The organism is Acinetobacter sp. YH12117 (assembly GCF_013418865.1).
Lineage (GTDB): Bacteria > Pseudomonadota > Gammaproteobacteria > Pseudomonadales > Moraxellaceae > Acinetobacter > Acinetobacter indicus.
The window spans coordinates 1-17,853 of record NZ_VPBF01000004.1 but is presented as its reverse complement, the minus strand read 5'-3'; the positions used below and the strand labels follow the sequence as shown (position 1 = coordinate 17,853).

The window sequence follows — 17,853 nt, the reverse complement described above, 5'->3', positions numbered from 1 at the left end:
ATATGGTTTCTCAATTACAAAAAATAAAAAATAGCAATCAAGATGTTAGTAACCAGTCTCCACAAGCCAAGCAAGATTGTGCGGATGTAGTTAATATTTCTGTTTTTTTTGATGGGACAGGAAACAATTTAGAAGCAGACCAAGATAAAGGAAAGCTCGCCAACCCAGCAAAGTTATGGCGAAATGCACAATCTTATAGTTTATTCGAAATTGAGCGTACAAAGTCGCCAGTGAAGTTAAATCATCCTATTTATGTTTCTGGGGTTGGAACCCCATTTAATGGGGAGCTGAGCAAAGTTGATAACATAATAGCTAAAGTGCAAGATCATGATCTTTCGGGCGGTTTTACAGGCGTTGGTGGTAGAAGACGCTTAGAATATGGTGAGAGTCAAATCAGTAAAAGTTTGGAAAACACCTTAAAACAAAAAATAGTCCAAGCTGAAGCGACCTTAAAGCCTCAAGTTGAAGCGCGAAAAAAGGAAGCGATAGTTAAAATGGAGGCAAAGCTCAACGAACATCGTCTAATCAAAAAAGTTAATTTATCGATCTTTGGTTTCTCACGCGGGGCTGCACTGGCACGGGTATTTTGTAATGAAATGATTTGGAAGACTGAAACTGAGGACTTGAGTTTAAAGTATCAAATCTCAGGTCAAGCAGAACCTGCACCGATGGAAATTCAGTTTTTAGGTATATTTGATACTGTTGCATCTTTTGGCTTACCGGCGACGAATATGCCAAATAAATTCAGTTTTAAAGGTCGAGACATGGTGATCGATCCGAGAGTAAAAAATTGTGTGCATCAAGTCGCGGGGAATGAGTTACGTTTTGCTTTTCCTGTAGATTCAATTTGTGTAGATGGTAAATTAGCTAACCCAAGAACATGGAAAGAAATAGTCTATCCTGGGATGCATTCCGATGTGGGTGGTGGTTATGAGCCAAATTCACAAACAATTAGTAATAATTTTGCTCGTATACCTTTGAAGCATATGCTTGAAAGTGCAGCGGTATCAGGTGTGAAAGTATTTGGTTATAGCGAATTAGAAAATAATGACATTAAAATCTTTAATGAAGAGTTTAAGATCGAAGAAAAAACCCAGCAACTTTTTGAAGCCGTTCAAAAAGCAGTAGGAGCCTCGACAGGTGAGGTAAAAAAAGACATTATAAATTATATGAAGCTTCAATATGGTGCCTATGGAACTTTACATCGTCAACGACAACAATATTTAGCACAGGGTAATTCAAAAGAAAATCCAGCTTATCTTTCAGTGAGTCAAATTGCTCGAGAAGAAGCCGGATTTTCTTTACCAACCGGTCCTGCTGATATGGCCACTGAAGTTGAAAGAGTTAAAACAGCTAAAAATTTCACCACATTTGATCAATCTAATTTAACAGGTATAAAACACGTATTTAGAATCATTTATCCATTTGCTAAAGCTTATGAGTTCTTAGTCGATATAGATGATTGGGAATTACAGAGTTGGGAAAAAAATGTTTCACAAGAAGCAGTAGATTTTTATTCAAGCTATGTACACGATTCTAAATATGGTTTCATCTATAATGCAGAGCCATTTAGTTACTTTAGACAACGAACGGTATATGAATCAAAACGAAGCTGGAAAGGTAAAAGAGTCGATAAAAAATTAGGACCTATCCACGAGCAAATAGCTTATGAAAACAATGAATTTGAGAAAACTTAGAATAATAAGTTTTGAAAGTTAATAAAAACCCTAAGTGGGTTTTTATTAAATAAATTACCTGTTTGGATTGTTCGGACCATCCGTAAGATTCGGGCGTGTCCTCATTTGAAGAATTGGTTTTAAATACTTAAAATGTGTGATTCATAGAGATCGTTTCAATTTAGCGATCTCTAAATCCATCTTGTAATTGGCATGTTGAATCCGTTCATTGGATGGGTTGTATTGCTTATGGACCTCATCAGAGAAAGGGGTTTCTTCACATAATTCAAAGTACCTTTCCATCGGTGTTTTACCTTTCAAAGCTGAATGTGGTCTCATCCAGTTATAGTAATGCTGCCATTCGGCTAGCTTGTCTTGGATATCTTCAGAATTAATATCGACAGTAGAGTAGAACTCAGATTTATCAGTCTTTTGAGAGCGCTCTACCTTGCCATTCAAATGAGGTGAACCTGGTTTATTTGGCCTAAATTTGATTCCATGCTGCATCAATTTTTTCTGTACTTTTTCAGCAAAAAATTCCCGCCCACGATCGGTCTGTATTCGCTGTATGGGAAAAGGCATTTCTTCAATTACGCAGTCTAAAAAGTCGAGCGTATTCGCTGCTGTTCGGCGTTTATATATCCTTAAAACGCGATATCGTGTGCAGTCATCAATAGATGTGTACTGATATGGCCCAGGACACAATTTACAGGTATCCATTTGAATTCTATCACCTGGTAATGGGCGTTCATAACGAATGAAATCTACTTTACGACGGAATTTTTTAATCGGTTTGACTTGATGGGTGGAGAGTACTTTATGGATAGTCGCTAAGGACAACGAGACTCCGTGCAGCCTCATCAATTCTGTTTGCAAACGTCGAGCACCCAGATTTCTAGCCGAGCGCATTTCCAATATTAAGGCTTCTAGCTCAGCATTGATGTTAGTATTTGGAGATTTTAATGGGCGTTTACTCTGACTACTTAATCCATCAATACCTTGCTCAGAATATCGTTTCCACCACTTGCGTAATGTTGGTCTAGAAATGCCACATCTCCGACAGACTAGGCCAGCATCATTGGTCTCTTCAAATAATTTAACCCATACGAGTCTTTGTTGAATTTCTCTGTTCATAGACACCCATTATATTGAAATGATGTCTATGAATCACACAACTAAAGTTATAGTAAGCCGTTCATGACTGAGTTTATTCTTCCCCATCAAACTGCCAATACACATCCCCCAATCACTTTCAAAATCAGGGAAAATATCTCCCTGTTTAAAATATTGGCGTGAGTTTTCTTTGGCAAATGTATACCAGTAACCTGCGTGTGGGCAGGGTTCTCCAGCGAGGACCGTGAAAGAATATATTCATTATTACAACCATGAACGAATCAAGGTTAAATTAAAAGGACTGAGTCCTGTAGAATACAGAACTCAGTCCTTAAAAGCTGCTTAATCAAACCGTCCAACTTATTGGGGTCAGATCATACGCGGGTTTATTTTTATCTCAATCGAGATTACATATTTGGATAGTTTGGACCACCACCACCTTCCGGTGTTACCCAGGTGATGTTCTGTGATGGATCTTTAATGTCACAGGTCTTGCAGTGTACGCAGTTGGCTGCGTTAATCTGGAAGCGCTTGGAACCATCATCATTTTCCATAATTTCATACACACCTGCAGGGCAGTAACGCTGAGCTGGTTCATCCCATTTAGGCAAGTTCACATCAACCGGAATCGAGGCATTGGTTAGCTTCAAGTGTGCAGGCTGGTTTTCTTCGTGTACGGTGTTGGATACGAATACTGAAGACAAACGGTCAAAGGTCAGCTTGCCATCCGGTTTTGGATAGTTCGGCTTAAAGCTTACCGCATCTACGGTTTTCAGTGCGCTGAAGTCAGGCACCAAGTCATGCAGGGTAAACGGCACTTTAAAGATGTTCTGGTCAATAAAGTTAAACGCACCACCAAACCATTGACCAAACTTATGCATCGCCGGGCCAAAGTTACGCGCGCTATAAAGCTCTTCTTTCAGCCAGCTGTTGTTGAACTTCTCGGTATAAGAGGTTAATTCTTTTGCAAAGAAATCTTCACCTTCAGTCACGCGGGCAATGGCCAGATCACCACCTTTTTCGACACCGGCAGCAATTGCTTCAAAGACTGCCTCACCACAGAGCATGCCGGATTTCATTGCGGTATGAGAACCTTTGATTTTGGCAAAGTTCAAGAAGCCTGCATCATCACCAATTAAGGAACCACCCGGGAAAGTGAATTTAGGCAGCGAGTTAAAACCACCTTTGGTTACGGCACGCGCGCCATAAGAAATACGCTTACCACCTTCCAGATACTGTTTAATCAGAGGATGAGTTTTCCAGCGCTGCATTTCCATAAATGGATACATATGCGGGTTTTCATAAGACAGATCGACGATCATCCCCAGCGTGACCTGGTTGTTTTCCGCGTGGTAGAGCCACCAGCCGCCGGAAGAACCGGTTTCAGACAATGGCCAGCCGGCACCGTGCATCACCAGACCTGGTTTGTGTTTGGCCGGATCAATTTCCCACAGTTCTTTAATGCCGATGCCGTAGTGCTGTGGATCGGCATCTTTGTCCAAGTTAAATTTCTGAATCAGGCGTTTGCCTAAGTGACCACGACAGCCTTCAGCAAACAGGGTGTATTTGGCATGCAGTTCATAACCTGGGGCAAAGTTATGGGTCGGTTCACCATCTTTACCAATACCCATATCACCAGTTTGAATGCCTTTTACTGTGCCATCTTCATGGTACAGGATTTCAGACGCCGCAAAGCCCGGGAAAATTGACACTTCCAGTTCTTCGGCTTTCTGGCCTAACCAGCGCACCACGTTGCCAAGCGAAATGACATAGTTGCCATCGTTGTGCATAGTTTTTGGCACCATCCAGTGTGGTGCTTCTTTCGAAGTGGTTTCAGACAGCAGGAAGAAGGTTTTATCTTCTGTGACGGGCACATTTAAAGGGGCACCTTCTTCTTTCCAGTTCGGGAACAGCTCATTGATGGCACGTGGTTCCAGCACCGCACCTGACAAGATGTGCGCACCGACTTCGGAGCCTTTTTCTACGACACAAACGGACAGATCATTCAGGTTATTTTCAATTGCAAGTTGACGGATTTTAATCGCCGCAGACAGACCCGCAGGGCCAGCACCTACGATAACCACGTCAAACTCCATCGATTCACGTTCGATGTGTTCCATGTAGGACTCCTCATAATACTAGAAGGTGGCAACCGTCATCTCAGAATCCGGTGCTGCCATGAGTGTTCTTAGTTCCTAGACACAAATTTGCTATCGTGTCTTTTATATTGTGGGCTAGTATAGTTTTAAACCTTAGTCTAGCCAATTGGCTGAATCATATTATTTTTCCGTCAGCAGGGTATTCAATGATGAACAATGAGCACAATGAACCAAATCCGACGAAAAAAGTAGCATTTTCTGATGATAAAAATTTAATGGGCATTGCACAATACTTAAAAGATGCACAGCCCGGTCACAAAAGGTCAATTCCCCCTTTGGAGCACTGGCATCCAAAGCATTGTGGCAAAATGGATTTAACGGTAAAAGCCAATGGAGAATGGTGGCACGAAGGTCAATTGGTGAAGCGCCAGTCATTAATTGAGCTGTTTTCTACCGTACTCTGGAAAGAAGGTCACACGTTCTATTTAAAAACCCCGGTCGAGCAGATTGAAATTGAGGTGGAAGATGAGCCTTTATTTGTCAATCAGGTAGATCAGGTTGATATTGAAGGCAAGACCTATCTGCAACTGACCACTACCACCCAGGACCTGGTGATTGTCGATGAGCAGCATCCGATCTTTATGCGTGAATATGAAGGGGAGTTGCGTCCCTATGTACATGTGCGTTTTGGTCTGAATGCCCTGATCCAGCGTGCGGCTTTTTTTCATCTGATCGAGCTGGGCAGCTTGCAGGAAAATGCCGAAGGCGATGCAATTTTAAGCCTGAAAAGTGGTGATTTGCTATTGCAATTAGGCACCTGAGGTTTAAGCTTGAGCCATCCTATTTCAAACTGCTCATTCCGCTGCCATGACCGCCATTCATCCCCTTGCTCCTTTGTTGCACCCTATGACCAGAGCGCAGGCGGATGCGCCAATCGGGATTTTTGATTCAGGCATTGGCGGCTTGTCGGTGGCGCTGGAAATTGCCCAGCATTTGCCCAATGAACAGATTGTTTATTATGCCGACACGGCGCATGTGCCTTATGGTCCGCGTGATGATCAGGAAATTCGCGAACTGACCGCTCAGGCTATCGAGTGGCTATATCGGCAAGGCTGTAAAATTGCAGTGGTGGCCTGCAATACTGCCTCGGCTTTTAGTCTGGATTATCTGCGTGCGCATTATGGGGAAGATTTCCCGATTGTTGGTTTGGTCCCAGCCTTAAAACCGGCGGTACTGCAGAGCAAAACCAAAACCGTGGCTGTGCTGGCGACACCGGCGACCTTTCGTGGCCAGCTAATTAAAGACGTGATTCAGCGTTTTGCCTTGCCGGCCGAGGTCAAGGTGATTCCTTTAACTTCGCTTGAACTGGTGCCTTTTGTGGAAAGCGGAGCGCAAATGAGTGCTGCCTGTTTAACTACTTTAAGTGAACTGTTACAGCCAGTGGTGGATGCTGGCGCAGATCATCTGGTGCTGGGGTGTACCCATTATCCCTTCTTAAAAACTGCGATTCAGTCTATTTTTGGTCAGAAATTGACATTAATTGACTCAGGAACTGCCGTTGCGCGTCAAACTTCCCGCATTTTAACGAAAAATGAGTTATTATTTGAACAGAGCCGAGCCGATCAGGTGCAGATTCATTGTTATGTCAGCGGTCAAAATGCTGAACATTTACAACCGATTGTCGGGCGTCTGATGCCTGAGCAGATCCGCTGGAAAATTTCCAATCTGCCTCGCTAAGCCAGGCTCCATAAAGAAAGCAACATGATTGCTTCAGCATGACTTATTTTTTTGATTGGGGAACAATACTGATGCCCATTGGGCGCTTCAGCTATTGAGGGAAGGAGAGCCAATGCTCGATAAACGCTATCAGGTATTTATCTCTACGTCCGGTTCAGAGATGCAGCCGGAACGCATGGTATTGACACAGACCTTGGTGGGAATGGGCTTCTTTTCCTGGGGCTTGGAGCAGCGTACGCCATTGAGTACGGCATTTGCTCGTCGTCAGATTGATGACTGCGACTATGTGGTGCTGTTACTGGGCAGCCAGTATGGCGAGCAGTCGGTATCGGGTGTGGGCTATATGCATCTGGAATATATTTACGCGGTCACCAAGCAGAAACCGATGATTGTGTTTATGCACGAAGATCCGGATTCACGTGATGCCAGCTTGCAGGATGCCAAACCTGAACTGCGGGAAAAATTTAAAGAATTCCGTCGCCTGTTGCAGCAGGAAGTTGATCAGGTGTTTTGCTATCGCAGCTTGCGTGATCTGGAGCTGGCGGTACGTTTCAATATGCCGCAAATGCTGGAGCGTTATCCGGTGGTGGGCTGGGTGCGTCCGCAAAATACCCAGGCCCTGCATGATGAAATCGAGCAGCTACAGGCCAAAGTGGCCCAGTTAAAAAATGAACTTGGCAAGACCGAAGCCGATCCGTTTTTAAGCCTGCCCAAAGTATCCATGCATGAAGCTTTCCAGTTTGAATACCGGATGCATGCCTATCAGGATGGTAATTTTAAAGAACTGAAAGTACAAAAACAGCTGACCTGGGCGCAGCTGTTCAGTATTTTAGGCTCGACTTTTATTCATCCGACCCCGGAAGAATATTTTTCCAAACGCATGAATGAATATTTAAATGATACCGGCCTGACTGATGCGCGGCGTGAAATGCCGCGGGCGCATGCGGTGGCACGGGCGCAAATCAATATTCGTGCCTTGCATACCATTAAAATGCAGATGCGCCAGAATGACTGGATTGTGCAGGCCGGCCGGGATGAACGCCAGCGTATGCTATGGCAGACTACAGCCAAAGGGCAGAAGTTGCTGGACAGTAACCTGCTTGATAATGATCGTGTTTTTCAATATAAATCGACGTATTAATTCATTTAGTAACAGACGGGAAAGCTGTTAAAGTAAACGCGTTCCCTAATGATTCCTGAGAGCCTGATGTCTGTTGTTGCGAAACCGAAAATCACCATTATTCTGGCCAATTTGGGTACACCGGATGCACCGACTGTGCCCGCGGTACGACGTTTTCTGAAACAGTTCCTGTCTGATCAGCGGGTGATTGAAATTCCCAAACTGCTGTGGCAAATTATTTTAAGGCTGTTTATTTTACCGTTTCGCCCCAAACGCGTGGCGCATGCCTATGCTATGGTCTGGAATCAGGATTCGCCTATGCGCGAGATTTTGCAGGCGCAGGTCGATGCCGTCAGACAGACCTTAAGCCCGCTCTACCCGGAATTTGAGCTGAATATTGTGCCAGCCATGACTTATGGCAACCCGGGTATCGACGCTTTGCTGGCAAAGCTGGCCCAGCAGCCGCAAGATCATCTCCTTGTCCTGCCGCTATTCCCACAATATTCCGCAACCTCTACCGCGCCGCTGTATGATGCTATAGCCAAATGGATTCCGCAGCAGCGCAATTTGCCGGGGCTGAGCATTATCCGCGATTATTATCAGCATCCTTTGTATATTCAGGCTTTGGCGCAGAGTGTGCGCGAATTTCAGGCCAAGCATGGTCCGGCGGAAAAACTGCTGATGTCGTTTCATGGTATTCCACAGCCGTATGCCGATAAAGGCGACCCGTATGCCGAGCGCAGTCGCACAACCGCTCAACTGGTGGCGCAGGCGCTGGGTTTAAATGAGGATCAATGGGCGATCAGCTTCCAGTCACGTTTTGGCAAACAGGAATGGGTCAAGCCCTATACCGATGTACTGCTCGAAGAATGGGGCAAGCAGGGAGTCAAATCGGTCCAGATCATGAGTCCGGCATTTTCTGCCGACTGTCTGGAAACCCTGGAAGAACTGGCCATACAAAATGCCGAGATTTTTCAGCAGGCGGGCGGGGAACACTATGCCTATATTCCGGCGCTGAACCAGCGGGATGATCATTTACAATTGCTGAATGCCTTGCTTCAGGCTAATCTGGATGCGCTAAAACAGACTTTTGCCCATTTTCAACAGGACGCTTAACTCATGTTACAAGTCAAAATTGTGCCGGTCACGGCATTTGCCCAAAACTGTTCCATCGTCTGGGATGCAGAAAGTAAAGAGGCTATTTTGATTGATGCGGGCGGTGAACCGGACAAGCTGCAGGCAGAAGTCGAAGCACTGGGCTTAACTGTGAAAGCCTTATGGTTAACTCATGGTCATCTGGATCATGCTGGTGCTGTCGGTGCTTTAAAAAAACACTGGAATGTGCCGGTCATTGGTCCGCATAAGGAAGATGCGTTCTGGCTGGATATGATTCAGGAAGTATCGGCGCGTTATGGTTTCCCGATTCCTGAAAAGGTCGAGGTGGATCAGTGGCTGGAAGGTGGTGAGCAGCTGCAGCTGGGCAATGAACAGTTTGAAGTGCGTTTTGCGCCGGGACATACCCCAGGTCATGTGATGTTCTATAATGGCAATTACGGTTTGCTCTGGACCGGTGATGTGCTGTTTAAAGGCTCGATTGGCCGGACAGATTTCCCGCGTGGGAATCATCAGCAATTACTGGATTCAATCCAGCGTGAATGTTTTAGCCTGCCGGATGAAACCCAGTTTATTTCAGGGCATGGTCCGATCAGTACCATTGGTTTTGAAAAACAGCACAATCCTTTTGTGGCGGGGCAGGCCGGTTAATCTGCAAATCTCACCCTAACCAAAGTCAGCACAGTGCTGACTTTTTTATTGCGCCGTTTTGATTGCCATTTATTTGCGAAACGGGTCATTCAGCTGTTTTTTCGCTTCCATGCCCACCAGCCAGGCCATTAAGGCAAATAATACCGCCACCCCAATCAGCAGCGTATCCTGACTATATAAACCGACCGCCAGCATTAAGATTGCGGCAAGCAGAAAGGCGAAAAAAAGAATTTTCAGGAGCGTGGGCATACAGGGCTCGATAATTAGAATCTCGAGGCCATTTAAAAAAGAACCGAATGCGAATAGGGTAACGTTTTGCAGTAAAATTTTTAAATGTGTGCGCTGTTTGCGCAAAGAAGTTTTAAATGTGTAGGATTTTTATTACACCTTTCCAGTAAAAGCGGCTTTTTGTAAAACCGCGTAACTCATTTTAGTCTTCCGGGTTATCTACCGAGGGTGCATCCTGAGTCGGCAGGCGATATTCATCACTGGCCCAGGCGCCCAAATCAATCAGCTTGCAACGCTCGGAACAGAAAGGGCGAAATTCATTGCCTTCCCAGACAGAAGGTTCACCACAACGTGGGCAAGGGAATGTACGTGGCATGCGGGTCTCCTGATAAAATCCCGGATTAGATTAGGCAAAAACAGCTGCACTTGATAGACTTGTGCGGTTTTTTATAAGTTTGATCTGATTATGCCCATTCGTCAATTTCAAGCCCAGCGTATGCATGCTCCGCGTGACTTTCAAGCCATTGCCAATACTCCTGTCTGTATCGAAATTGGTGCGGGCAAAGGCAAGCACGCGCTGTTGTTCAGTGGGCAACATCCTGAGCAAACCCTGTATGCGATTGAGCGCACCCGGGAAAAGTTTATGGCCATGCAAAAGCAGCATGGATTAGAACCGCATGCCAATCTGCAGCCAGTCCATGCCGATGCCTTACCGTGGATTGTACATGCGCTATATCCGGCGCAAGTCGAGCAGTGCTTTATTTTATATCCGAATCCGGAGCCGCATAATCCGGCCCAGCGCTGGCTGAACATGCCATTTTTTGAGTTTTTGCTGTCACGTTTGCAACCGAATGGACAGATTACCCTGGCCAGTAATATCCCTGAATATATTGCCGAAGCTGAACAGCAATTATTGGCGCTATGGAAACTACCGTTTGAGAAACAGCGGATTGCCGCCGATTCTGCCCGGACCCATTTTGAAATTAAATATTTGCAGCGCGGTGAATTGTGCCAGCAACTGATTATTCGCAAACCGGAGGGTTATCGTACCCGTTTTGACGATTTTCAGCCGCTTCAGGGCCAGTCGCCAGTGCAGGCAGTGGAAGAATAAGCATGTCCAAGTGGATTGCCATTATCGGGGCAGGCCCGGCCGGCTTGATGGCGGCTGAGGTGCTCAGCCAGTATGGCTATAACCTGCATGTCTATGAGCAGAAGCCTTCGGCAGCACGCAAGTTTTTAATGGCCGGAAAAACCGGGTTAAATATTTCCCATGCCGAAGCAGTGCCGCAGTTTATTCAGCGTTATGATCAGGCCGACTGGCTGGCGCCGTGGATTCAGCGCTGGGATGCTGGCTGGATTCAGGACTGGATGGCAGGCTTGGGCATTCGCTCTTATGTCGGTTCATCCGGGCGGATATTTCCGGTGGAGATGAAAGCTGCACCGCTATTACGGGCCTGGTTAAAACGACTGGCGGATAATGGGGTGCAGTTTCATTACCGCCAGCAGGTCAAAGGCCTTGAGCAGCAACAGCTGCAGATTCTGGACTTAAAACATGGGCAACTGCGCAGTGAAGCATTTGATGCGATTGTGCTGGCTTGTGGTGCGCTGTCGTGGTCGCAATTAGGCAGTGATGGTGCCTGGCAGGACTGGCTCCGTCCAGAGCAGATTGAACCATTTCAGGCCAGCAATGCCGGGGTGGAATATCCGTGGTCCAGCTTTATGCAGCCAGTGTTTGGTCAGCCTTTAAAACGGGTTGAGGCCTGGGTAGAACCGCATACGCGCAGTATCGGCGATATTGTCCTGACCCATTATGGACTGGAAGGCGGCCTGATTTATAAGCAGGGCCGGGCCTTACGTGCACAGCTGAAACAGCAGCAGCGCATGGTGCTGTTTCTGGATTTACTGCCCGAGCAGTCCCAGGCGCAGCTGGCCAAAAAATTACACCCCAGTAAAAAGCAGTCACTTAGCAATGTCTGGCGTAAAGCCGGTTTAGATGCAGCCAAAAGCAGTCTGCTGCGTGAACTGGTCGATAAAAGCTTATGGCATCAGCCGGAGGCGCTGGCGGCACAGGTGAAACAGCTGCGGATTGAATTAACGGGTTTTCGCCCGATTGAAGAAGCGATTAGCTGTGCCGGCGGAATCAAGCGCAGTGCCTTCAGCCCGCAGTTACAGCTGAAGGATCATCCGGCAGTATTTTGCTGCGGTGAAATGCTGGACTGGGATGCACCCACCGGCGGCTATTTGCTCACGGCCTGTTTTGCCACCGGACGGGCAGCTGGGGAAGGTGTACATGCCTATCTCGCTACAGGGCAGTAAAACTCACCGGCATTCTCCCTGTAAAGATCAGGGCTATTTAGGCCCTGAAATGATAGATGTTATTTATTGGTCGAGCTGTGGATACTGGTCGCGCCAGTGTTCTAATTGCTCTTGGGCATGAATAAATTTCCCCAGACCTTTAACGCTGTCTGGTGCACTCTCCGATGCAGCTGAAGCTGGTTGCTGGGCATGCAGCTGGGCCTGATGATCCCAATATTCATACATCAGACCCTGAATATAGCGGCCCTGTTCAGTTTTTAAATCCAGCGCTTTCAGCATATTCAGGGCCGACTGGATATTGTCACCTTGCCGGCTTCGTGCAAAGACATCATCCAGCGTGCCTTGCTGCTGCATCTGCATTAGTTCAACTTCCATTTCCTCACTCATCTGGCCAAAGCGCTGTTCATAGTCGGTTAGCAGCTGCAGGTCATGCAAGTCCTGCTCGGTTTTCGGGAAAGTGCGTACCGGCTCACTTTTCAGTTCCTGAAGCACCTGATCTTCGGCGCTTAATTCCTGCTTCGGTTCTGGTGACGGATTACGCTCGCAGGCACTCAACAGCAGTGCACTGCCAAGCAGACAGGCCAGAGATAAAGGTTTGATCAGATTGGACATGACAGGTTCATCCTTATTGTTCTGTAATTTTTGTAAAGCTATACACATGGGTCAGGTAGGGAAAGTCAATTTGTTGCTGCGGCTGTTTGCCTGTATATTGCAGCACCATCTGCTCGAACTGCTGTTTCAGCTGCTGTTGCTGGTGTTCAGGCAGCGCGGCAATAAAACTGGTAGAAAGCAGGCGTTTTGACACCACCTGTTCAACTGTACCGCTTTGCCATTGCTGAAAAGTAGCTTCTGCGTTAGCGTTAAAGCCGGTTGCAGCCGAAAAGACCTGTCGCCATTGGCCGCTATGAAAACGCGGGGTATCACCTTCCAGCGGCGCTATATGCTCGGCCAGTGCCTTGACCCAGTCGATGCGGGTGTCACGCTGATTCCAGATCAGCAACAGCTGGCCACCCGGTTTCAGCACCCGGTAAATTTCGTTCAGGGTTTCAAGATTGGCAAACCAGTGAAAGGACTGCGCGCAGCAGACGGCATCGACACTGGCATCAGGCAGCGGCAGGGCATGACTATAGGCTTGAATGCTTTGCACATCAGGATAGTGTTGCTGTAGTTGTGCCAGCATTTCGGCCACCGGCTCAACAGCAATCACATGCGGGCTAAGCTGTTGCAGAATCGGCAGGAATTTACCGGTACCGGCACCTAGGTCGACACAGACCGGTGCGGCATCAGATTTGAGCTGGTTTTTTAACCATGCAACCAGCGCTTGTGGATAACTTGGTCGGACCTGTTGATAAAGTTTGGCGGCTGTGGAAAAGCCTTGTTCTGCTGCAGGATGGAGGAATTGTGTCATATTTTGCGCTTTTTTATCTGCCGGGCATCTATAAAATAACATATTCGCTTTTTAGTCGTCGGCATACGGTCTATTTGTTATTTTGAATCTTGATAGAGGGCTGTGCAGCTCTGGTGTGGGAATGGATAAACACATAATTTTTGAAGACGATCATATCCGCGTCATCTGGATGCCCGGTCATTCAGAGGCGCTGATTTTTTCTTTTGGCGATTTAATTACCCGCGCCAAAGGCCTGACCATTAATGCTGAAAAGTCATTGAGCAAACACGGCTATAATGTGGTTGGCATCATGCCAAAGGAGAAATCCTGGTTTCCCGAACAGTCGATGCGCGCGATGCTGAATGAAATTGCCGCCACCATTGCGCCGTTTCAGCAGCGTATTGGCTATGGCGGTTCGATGGGTGGTTATGCGGCCATCAAATATTCCAACCTGCTTGATTTGCAACGTGTGGTGGCACTGGTGCCGCAATATTCGATTGATCCGGAAGATATTCTGGACACGCGCTACAATATGTTCTTCCATCCGCAGCACAATGCTGACATGCGTATTCAGCCCCAAGATGTTTCGGCTGAGCGCGAATATATCGTGATTTATGATCCGCACTATGCCGAAGACCGCGCCCAGTATTTAAAACTGCAGGCGGTACTGCCTTCGCTGCAGACCCTGCATTTACCGTTTACCGGACATGATGCGATTGCGGTGCTGGCCAGTTCCGATTTGCTCAATGATTTTCTTAGCCATCCTTTTGATCCGGCACATTTTTACCAGAAGATGCGTCAGGTCAAAAAGAACAGCAAGTTCTACTATCGCAAGCTGATTGAAAACCTGTTGCCACGGCACAAACATGCGCTGGGGCAAATCCTGAAAAATAACGAACTGCAACTGGACAGCGGCTTTTTTGATGCCAAGCTCAAGCAGAACCTGATTCGCTCGCTGCTCAGCAATAAACAGGTCGATCAGCATGACCTGCATAAACTCGGGATTCAGTTTAACCTGCCGCAGGAAAGCCGCCGCCAGCTGATGGACTGTTTTGGCCATGGGCTGGTATTTAATGTCATTAGCCAGAAGATCGAAAGCTATGCTGCCAGTGCTGTGGCCTTAAACCATAAATTTCTGATTCCGATTTATGCCAAGGGCAATGGACTGGTACAAATCTGGCTGAATGACCAGCGTTATATTGTGGCCATGAATGATCGTCAGGTCATGAAACTGTTTCAGGAACAGGATGAGCTCAGCGCCGGTATGCACCCCATCGTGATTAAAAAATACAGCGATTATTATGTGCTGAGTTATAAACAGCTGAATTTAAGTAGTGATGAATTTGGCGGCAATGAATTTGTCGATGATAGCCCGGAAAGTGCCAAATTTGTGACCCAGCCCGAAGTGGTGCTGTAAGCCAAAACTGCACTGACCCCGAAGTCCTTGTTTTATTTTATATTCAGGCTAAGATGAAGATGGATGTAAAACAACCAGTGGATAAAAGTAGGGTAGTGTTATGACCATTCGACCTCTGTCTGTTGTGGTACTGAGCCTGCTGGGTTGGGCTGTTCCGTCCGTTGCTTCGGCACAAACGGTGCATTATTCAGCCTATATGGTGTTCGGCAGTGGCCTGTTATTGGTATTGGCTTTAACCATTTATGTCATTCGGCAAATCCGCTTTTCTTTACGCAATTATCACAGCAAGCGCCCATGAACTCATGGGCGTTTTTTTGTGGGCATCCCATTTTTGAACTGACGCGCAGCGCTACAAGTGTGCTTTAATTTCTTCACGCCATGATGAGAGGATGCACCACATGAACGCCATATTTCTGGATTTTGCCTCGCTGGATCAGGATGATTTACAGCTAGAAGACTTAAACGCTGTCTTTCAGCAGCAGTTAACGCTGTATCCAACCACTTCGCCTGCAGAGCTGCTGCCACGGGTGCAATCTGCCGAGGTGATTATCAACAATAAAGTCTTGCTGGATGCCGCGACATTACAGCAATGCCCGCAGCTTAAACTGATCCTGATTTCAGCCACCGGTACCAATAATGTCGATTTGGAACAGGCACGCCGCCAGGGTGTGGTGGTGTGTAACTGTCAGGGTTATGGCACGGCCGCAGTGGCGCAACATACCTTAATGCTGATGTTAAATCTGGCTACTTCTTTTGTGCCTTATCATCAGGCGGTGCAACAGGGCCAGTGGCAGCGTTCTAGCCAGTTCTGTCTGCTGGATTATCCAATTGTCGAGCTGGCTGGAAAAACGCTGGGCATTGTCGGTTATGGTGAGTTGGGGCAGGCAGTGGCCAAGCTAGCCGAAGCCTTCGGCATGCAGGTCAAAATTGCTGCTCTCGCCAACCGGCCACAATCTGCGTCGCGGGTGCCTTTTGCCGAGCTGTTACCGCAGGTGGATTTTTTAAGCCTGCATTGTCCACTGACCGAAGATACCCGGGATTTAATCGGGCCGGCTGAGTTTGCTGCCATGAAACATAGCGCGTTTTTAGTTAACTGTGCCCGCGGCGGTATTGTCAATGAAGCGGCGCTGGCCGAAGCCTTACTGTCCGGACAAATTGCCGGTGCGGCGATGGATGTGCTGAGTGTCGAGCCACCCAAGCAGGGCAATATCCTGTTAGACCCAGCTATTCCCAATTTAATTTTAACCCCGCATAGTGCATGGGGCAGTGTAGATGCGCGGCAGCGGATTGTGCAGCAAATGGTAGAAAACGTGATCGCGTTTCAGCAGGGCCAACCGATCCGTCAGGTCAATTAAGCAGATATCAAGCAATAAAAAATACGGACGCATTCAGGTCCGTATTTTTGGGTGGAATGAAAAGGCGAGTGATGATGAGGCTCTCGCTCACTCCCGTCTTAAAGTTCGGTCACGGCATAGCTGGTGGCCCCTGAACCGGTTTCAGCAGGTACTGATGCCGCCGGTTGAGCGGTATCTGGCTGACTCAAGCTGCCCTGTACAATTGGTACCGGCTGTTGCGGTGCGCCGCCTAAAGCTTCTTTGGTGTCCTGAATTTTCTGGTTGGCCTGTTGCGTGGTGTTGCTGGTTAAGGTTTTGGTATTTTCCCAGGCCTGATGCACCGAAGGCCGTACTTTTTGCACACCTTTTTCTGCCACTTCACCAACCCGATCTGCCGCGTTTAAAACACCTTGCTGTGCTTTATAGGCCCAGACATGCAGTAAATTCGGATTATCGGCATACGGCTGAATTGGGGCTTGGAGCTTGGTGCTGCTATTCGCTTCTGCTGGTGGAGTTTGTGCCCAGACTGCAGTGCCCATGAGCATAAGGCCAACAGCCAATACGGATTTCATTTTATGCATAATCATGCCCCCTGCTAAAAGAGAATGGAAAGCCTAAGCCTAAACTGAAGGCATGAAGAAATCATGAAGATTCCTGTTACTGTGTTGAGCATCTGCTGAATTGTCTTGAAACTCAAGCACAAAATTAAAAAAGCCCGCAGGGTTGCAGGCTTGGTTCTCTCATTTTGATTATTGTGCTGCGCCCACTGCGGTATGGGTTTTACTGCTGACTTTGGCTTTGGCCACAGGCGTATCGACATCAACCTGCGCATTGCTGTGCAATTGTACCTGTGCCGATTTCTGTTTCAGGCTGTTTTTGGTTTTTTCCGTACGATCTGCGGCATGTTCACGGGCTGCTGCGGCTTTCTTGGCGGCAGACTGTTTCAGTTCGCTTGAGCGTTCATAGGCCGCCTGTTTTAAATCTGCGGCTTTTTCTTTGCCGGCTTCGGCTTTTTCATTGCTGAACTGTTTGGTGTTTTGCCAGGTGTTCTGGGTCGTGGTTTTTACGCTATGTAATCCTTGACCGACATGCTCGCCTGCGCTGTGTAAGGTCTGCTGCGTACCTTGCACTACATTATTTAAAAGTCCACCAGCCTGTGGCGTCTGCACAGCTGCCGATGCGTTGACATTGGCCTGAAGTGCGGGCGCGGCATACAGTGAAGATGTCGCGAGTAGGGCGCTGCTCATGAATATTGTTGTGAGAGTTTTCTTCATAGGATTTTCCTTGCATGTGTGCCACAGACGCAATGCTGTGAGCGGTGCCTATCTTAAGGAGAAAAATATGCGCCGATATGCTTTATGCAAAAACATCCACAATCTTGCTACAACTGCTTAACAATTCAGGCATTTTTGTAAACCGGGGATTGGCTGCGAAGTCTTATACCAGTTGGTATAGCAGATATAATTTGAATGATGAAAAATCTATTTATTTTTCAGGTTATTTTTATTTTTTCTGAAAAATGTGGAAAAGCACCACATTGCTGTCCCACAATTTTTCACAAGAGGAAGCTCATTTGAGCTTCCTCTTGTTTTATGGGTATTTTATCGGGTGAAAATAAAGCTTTTAAAGTTCTTCTTTCAAACAAATTCACTTGAATTATTC

Annotated in this window: 19 protein-coding genes and 1 pseudogene; 12 read left to right on the top strand and 8 right to left on the bottom strand. The window is 47.0% G+C overall.

Annotated features, from left to right (window positions below):
* Positions 1-2 precede the first annotated feature (2 nt).
* Positions 3-1,697 carry a DUF2235 domain-containing protein gene (locus FTU55_RS02660; RefSeq protein ID WP_180046119.1) on the top strand — a complete coding sequence of 565 codons (1,695 nt, stop codon included), beginning with the start codon at positions 3-5 and terminating at the stop codon, positions 1,695-1,697.
* A gap of 141 nt (positions 1,698-1,838) precedes the next feature.
* Here the strand turns inward: FTU55_RS02660 and FTU55_RS02655 are convergent, their stop codons facing one another.
* Complete coding sequence (locus FTU55_RS02655) at positions 1,839-2,810, bottom strand: IS481 family transposase (RefSeq protein WP_180046117.1); 972 nt, start codon at positions 2,808-2,810, stop codon at positions 1,839-1,841.
* Positions 2,811-3,030: 220 nt separating this feature from the next.
* On the opposite strand from FTU55_RS02655, the pseudogene FTU55_RS02650 reads away from it, so the two are divergent.
* Positions 3,031-3,135 (top strand): annotated as a pseudogene (locus FTU55_RS02650) (IS3 family transposase); the annotation flags it as partial.
* Between the two features lie 61 nt (positions 3,136-3,196).
* Here FTU55_RS02650 and FTU55_RS02645 read toward each other — a convergent pair.
* Entirely contained in the window at positions 3,197-4,909 is a 1,713-nt protein-coding gene (locus FTU55_RS02645) for an electron transfer flavoprotein-ubiquinone oxidoreductase (protein ID WP_180046115.1), read from the bottom strand.
* Positions 4,910-5,097: 188 nt separating this feature from the next.
* Between FTU55_RS02645 and FTU55_RS02640 the strand changes: the two genes are divergently transcribed.
* The 5 genes from FTU55_RS02640 (at position 5,098) to FTU55_RS02620 (ending at position 9,509) form a co-directional block, all read left to right on the top strand.
* On the top strand, positions 5,098-5,709 hold the full coding sequence (locus FTU55_RS02640) for a DUF1285 domain-containing protein (RefSeq protein WP_035363548.1): 612 nt from the start codon (positions 5,098-5,100) through the stop codon (positions 5,707-5,709).
* A 46-nt stretch (positions 5,710-5,755) separates the two neighbouring features.
* The gene (gene murI / locus FTU55_RS02635; RefSeq protein WP_127801786.1) at positions 5,756-6,625 is read left to right on the top strand and encodes a glutamate racemase; all 870 of its coding nucleotides are present in this window, start codon (positions 5,756-5,758) and stop codon (positions 6,623-6,625) included.
* A 112-nt stretch (positions 6,626-6,737) separates the two neighbouring features.
* Positions 6,738-7,766, top strand: coding sequence for a DUF4062 domain-containing protein (locus FTU55_RS02630; RefSeq protein ID WP_127801785.1), 1,029 nt, complete (start codon positions 6,738-6,740; stop codon positions 7,764-7,766).
* Positions 7,767-7,832: 66 nt separating this feature from the next.
* Positions 7,833-8,861 carry a ferrochelatase gene (hemH, locus tag FTU55_RS02625; RefSeq protein ID WP_180046113.1) on the top strand — a complete coding sequence of 343 codons (1,029 nt, stop codon included), beginning with the start codon at positions 7,833-7,835 and terminating at the stop codon, positions 8,859-8,861.
* A gap of 3 nt (positions 8,862-8,864) precedes the next feature.
* Positions 8,865-9,509, top strand: a complete 645-nt coding sequence (locus FTU55_RS02620; RefSeq protein WP_180046111.1) for an MBL fold metallo-hydrolase — start codon at positions 8,865-8,867, stop codon at positions 9,507-9,509.
* A gap of 69 nt (positions 9,510-9,578) precedes the next feature.
* Here the strand turns inward: FTU55_RS02620 and FTU55_RS02615 are convergent, their stop codons facing one another.
* Entirely contained in the window at positions 9,579-9,758 is a 180-nt protein-coding gene (locus tag FTU55_RS02615) for a hypothetical protein (protein WP_005181916.1), read from the bottom strand.
* A 181-nt stretch (positions 9,759-9,939) separates the two neighbouring features.
* Positions 9,940-10,113: a DNA gyrase inhibitor YacG gene (locus FTU55_RS02610; protein WP_005181919.1), complete on the bottom strand. Its 174-nt coding sequence runs from the start codon at positions 10,111-10,113 to the stop codon at positions 9,940-9,942.
* 84 nt (positions 10,114-10,197) lie between these two features.
* Between FTU55_RS02610 and FTU55_RS02605 the strand changes: the two genes are divergently transcribed.
* Positions 10,198-10,848 carry an SAM-dependent methyltransferase gene (locus FTU55_RS02605; RefSeq protein WP_180046156.1) on the top strand — a complete coding sequence of 217 codons (651 nt, stop codon included), beginning with the start codon at positions 10,198-10,200 and terminating at the stop codon, positions 10,846-10,848.
* A 2-nt stretch (positions 10,849-10,850) separates the two neighbouring features.
* On the top strand, positions 10,851-12,053 hold the full coding sequence (locus FTU55_RS02600; RefSeq protein ID WP_180046109.1) for a TIGR03862 family flavoprotein: 1,203 nt from the start codon (positions 10,851-10,853) through the stop codon (positions 12,051-12,053).
* Between the two features lie 63 nt (positions 12,054-12,116).
* On the opposite strand, the gene FTU55_RS02595 is transcribed toward FTU55_RS02600, so the two are convergent.
* Both FTU55_RS02595 and FTU55_RS02590 read right to left on the bottom strand, forming a co-directional pair.
* Positions 12,117-12,665, bottom strand: coding sequence for a hypothetical protein (locus FTU55_RS02595; protein WP_168405608.1), 549 nt, complete (start codon positions 12,663-12,665; stop codon positions 12,117-12,119).
* A 13-nt stretch (positions 12,666-12,678) separates the two neighbouring features.
* A complete protein-coding gene (locus tag FTU55_RS02590) occupies positions 12,679-13,461 on the bottom strand; it encodes a class I SAM-dependent methyltransferase (protein WP_034598303.1) in 783 nt (260 codons plus the stop codon).
* Positions 13,462-13,582: 121 nt separating this feature from the next.
* Here FTU55_RS02590 and FTU55_RS02585 point away from each other — a divergent pair, with 121 nt between their 5' ends.
* From FTU55_RS02585 to FTU55_RS02575, 3 genes are all read left to right on the top strand, one after another.
* Positions 13,583-14,857: a hypothetical protein gene (locus FTU55_RS02585; protein WP_016659613.1), complete on the top strand. Its 1,275-nt coding sequence runs from the start codon at positions 13,583-13,585 to the stop codon at positions 14,855-14,857.
* 100 nt (positions 14,858-14,957) lie between these two features.
* A complete protein-coding gene (locus tag FTU55_RS02580; RefSeq protein ID WP_005181929.1) occupies positions 14,958-15,155 on the top strand; it encodes a hypothetical protein in 198 nt (65 codons plus the stop codon).
* A gap of 100 nt (positions 15,156-15,255) precedes the next feature.
* Positions 15,256-16,212 carry a 2-hydroxyacid dehydrogenase gene (locus tag FTU55_RS02575; RefSeq protein ID WP_180046107.1) on the top strand — a complete coding sequence of 319 codons (957 nt, stop codon included), beginning with the start codon at positions 15,256-15,258 and terminating at the stop codon, positions 16,210-16,212.
* A gap of 98 nt (positions 16,213-16,310) precedes the next feature.
* Here the strand turns inward: FTU55_RS02575 and FTU55_RS02570 are convergent, their stop codons facing one another.
* Entirely contained in the window at positions 16,311-16,736 is a 426-nt protein-coding gene (locus FTU55_RS02570) for a hypothetical protein (protein ID WP_104470692.1), read from the bottom strand.
* 204 nt (positions 16,737-16,940) lie between these two features.
* Positions 16,941-17,465 (bottom strand): hypothetical protein, encoded by a 525-nt coding sequence (locus FTU55_RS02565; protein WP_005181937.1) that lies wholly within the window; start codon positions 17,463-17,465, stop codon positions 16,941-16,943.
* Between the last annotated feature and the right edge of the window lie 388 nt (positions 17,466-17,853).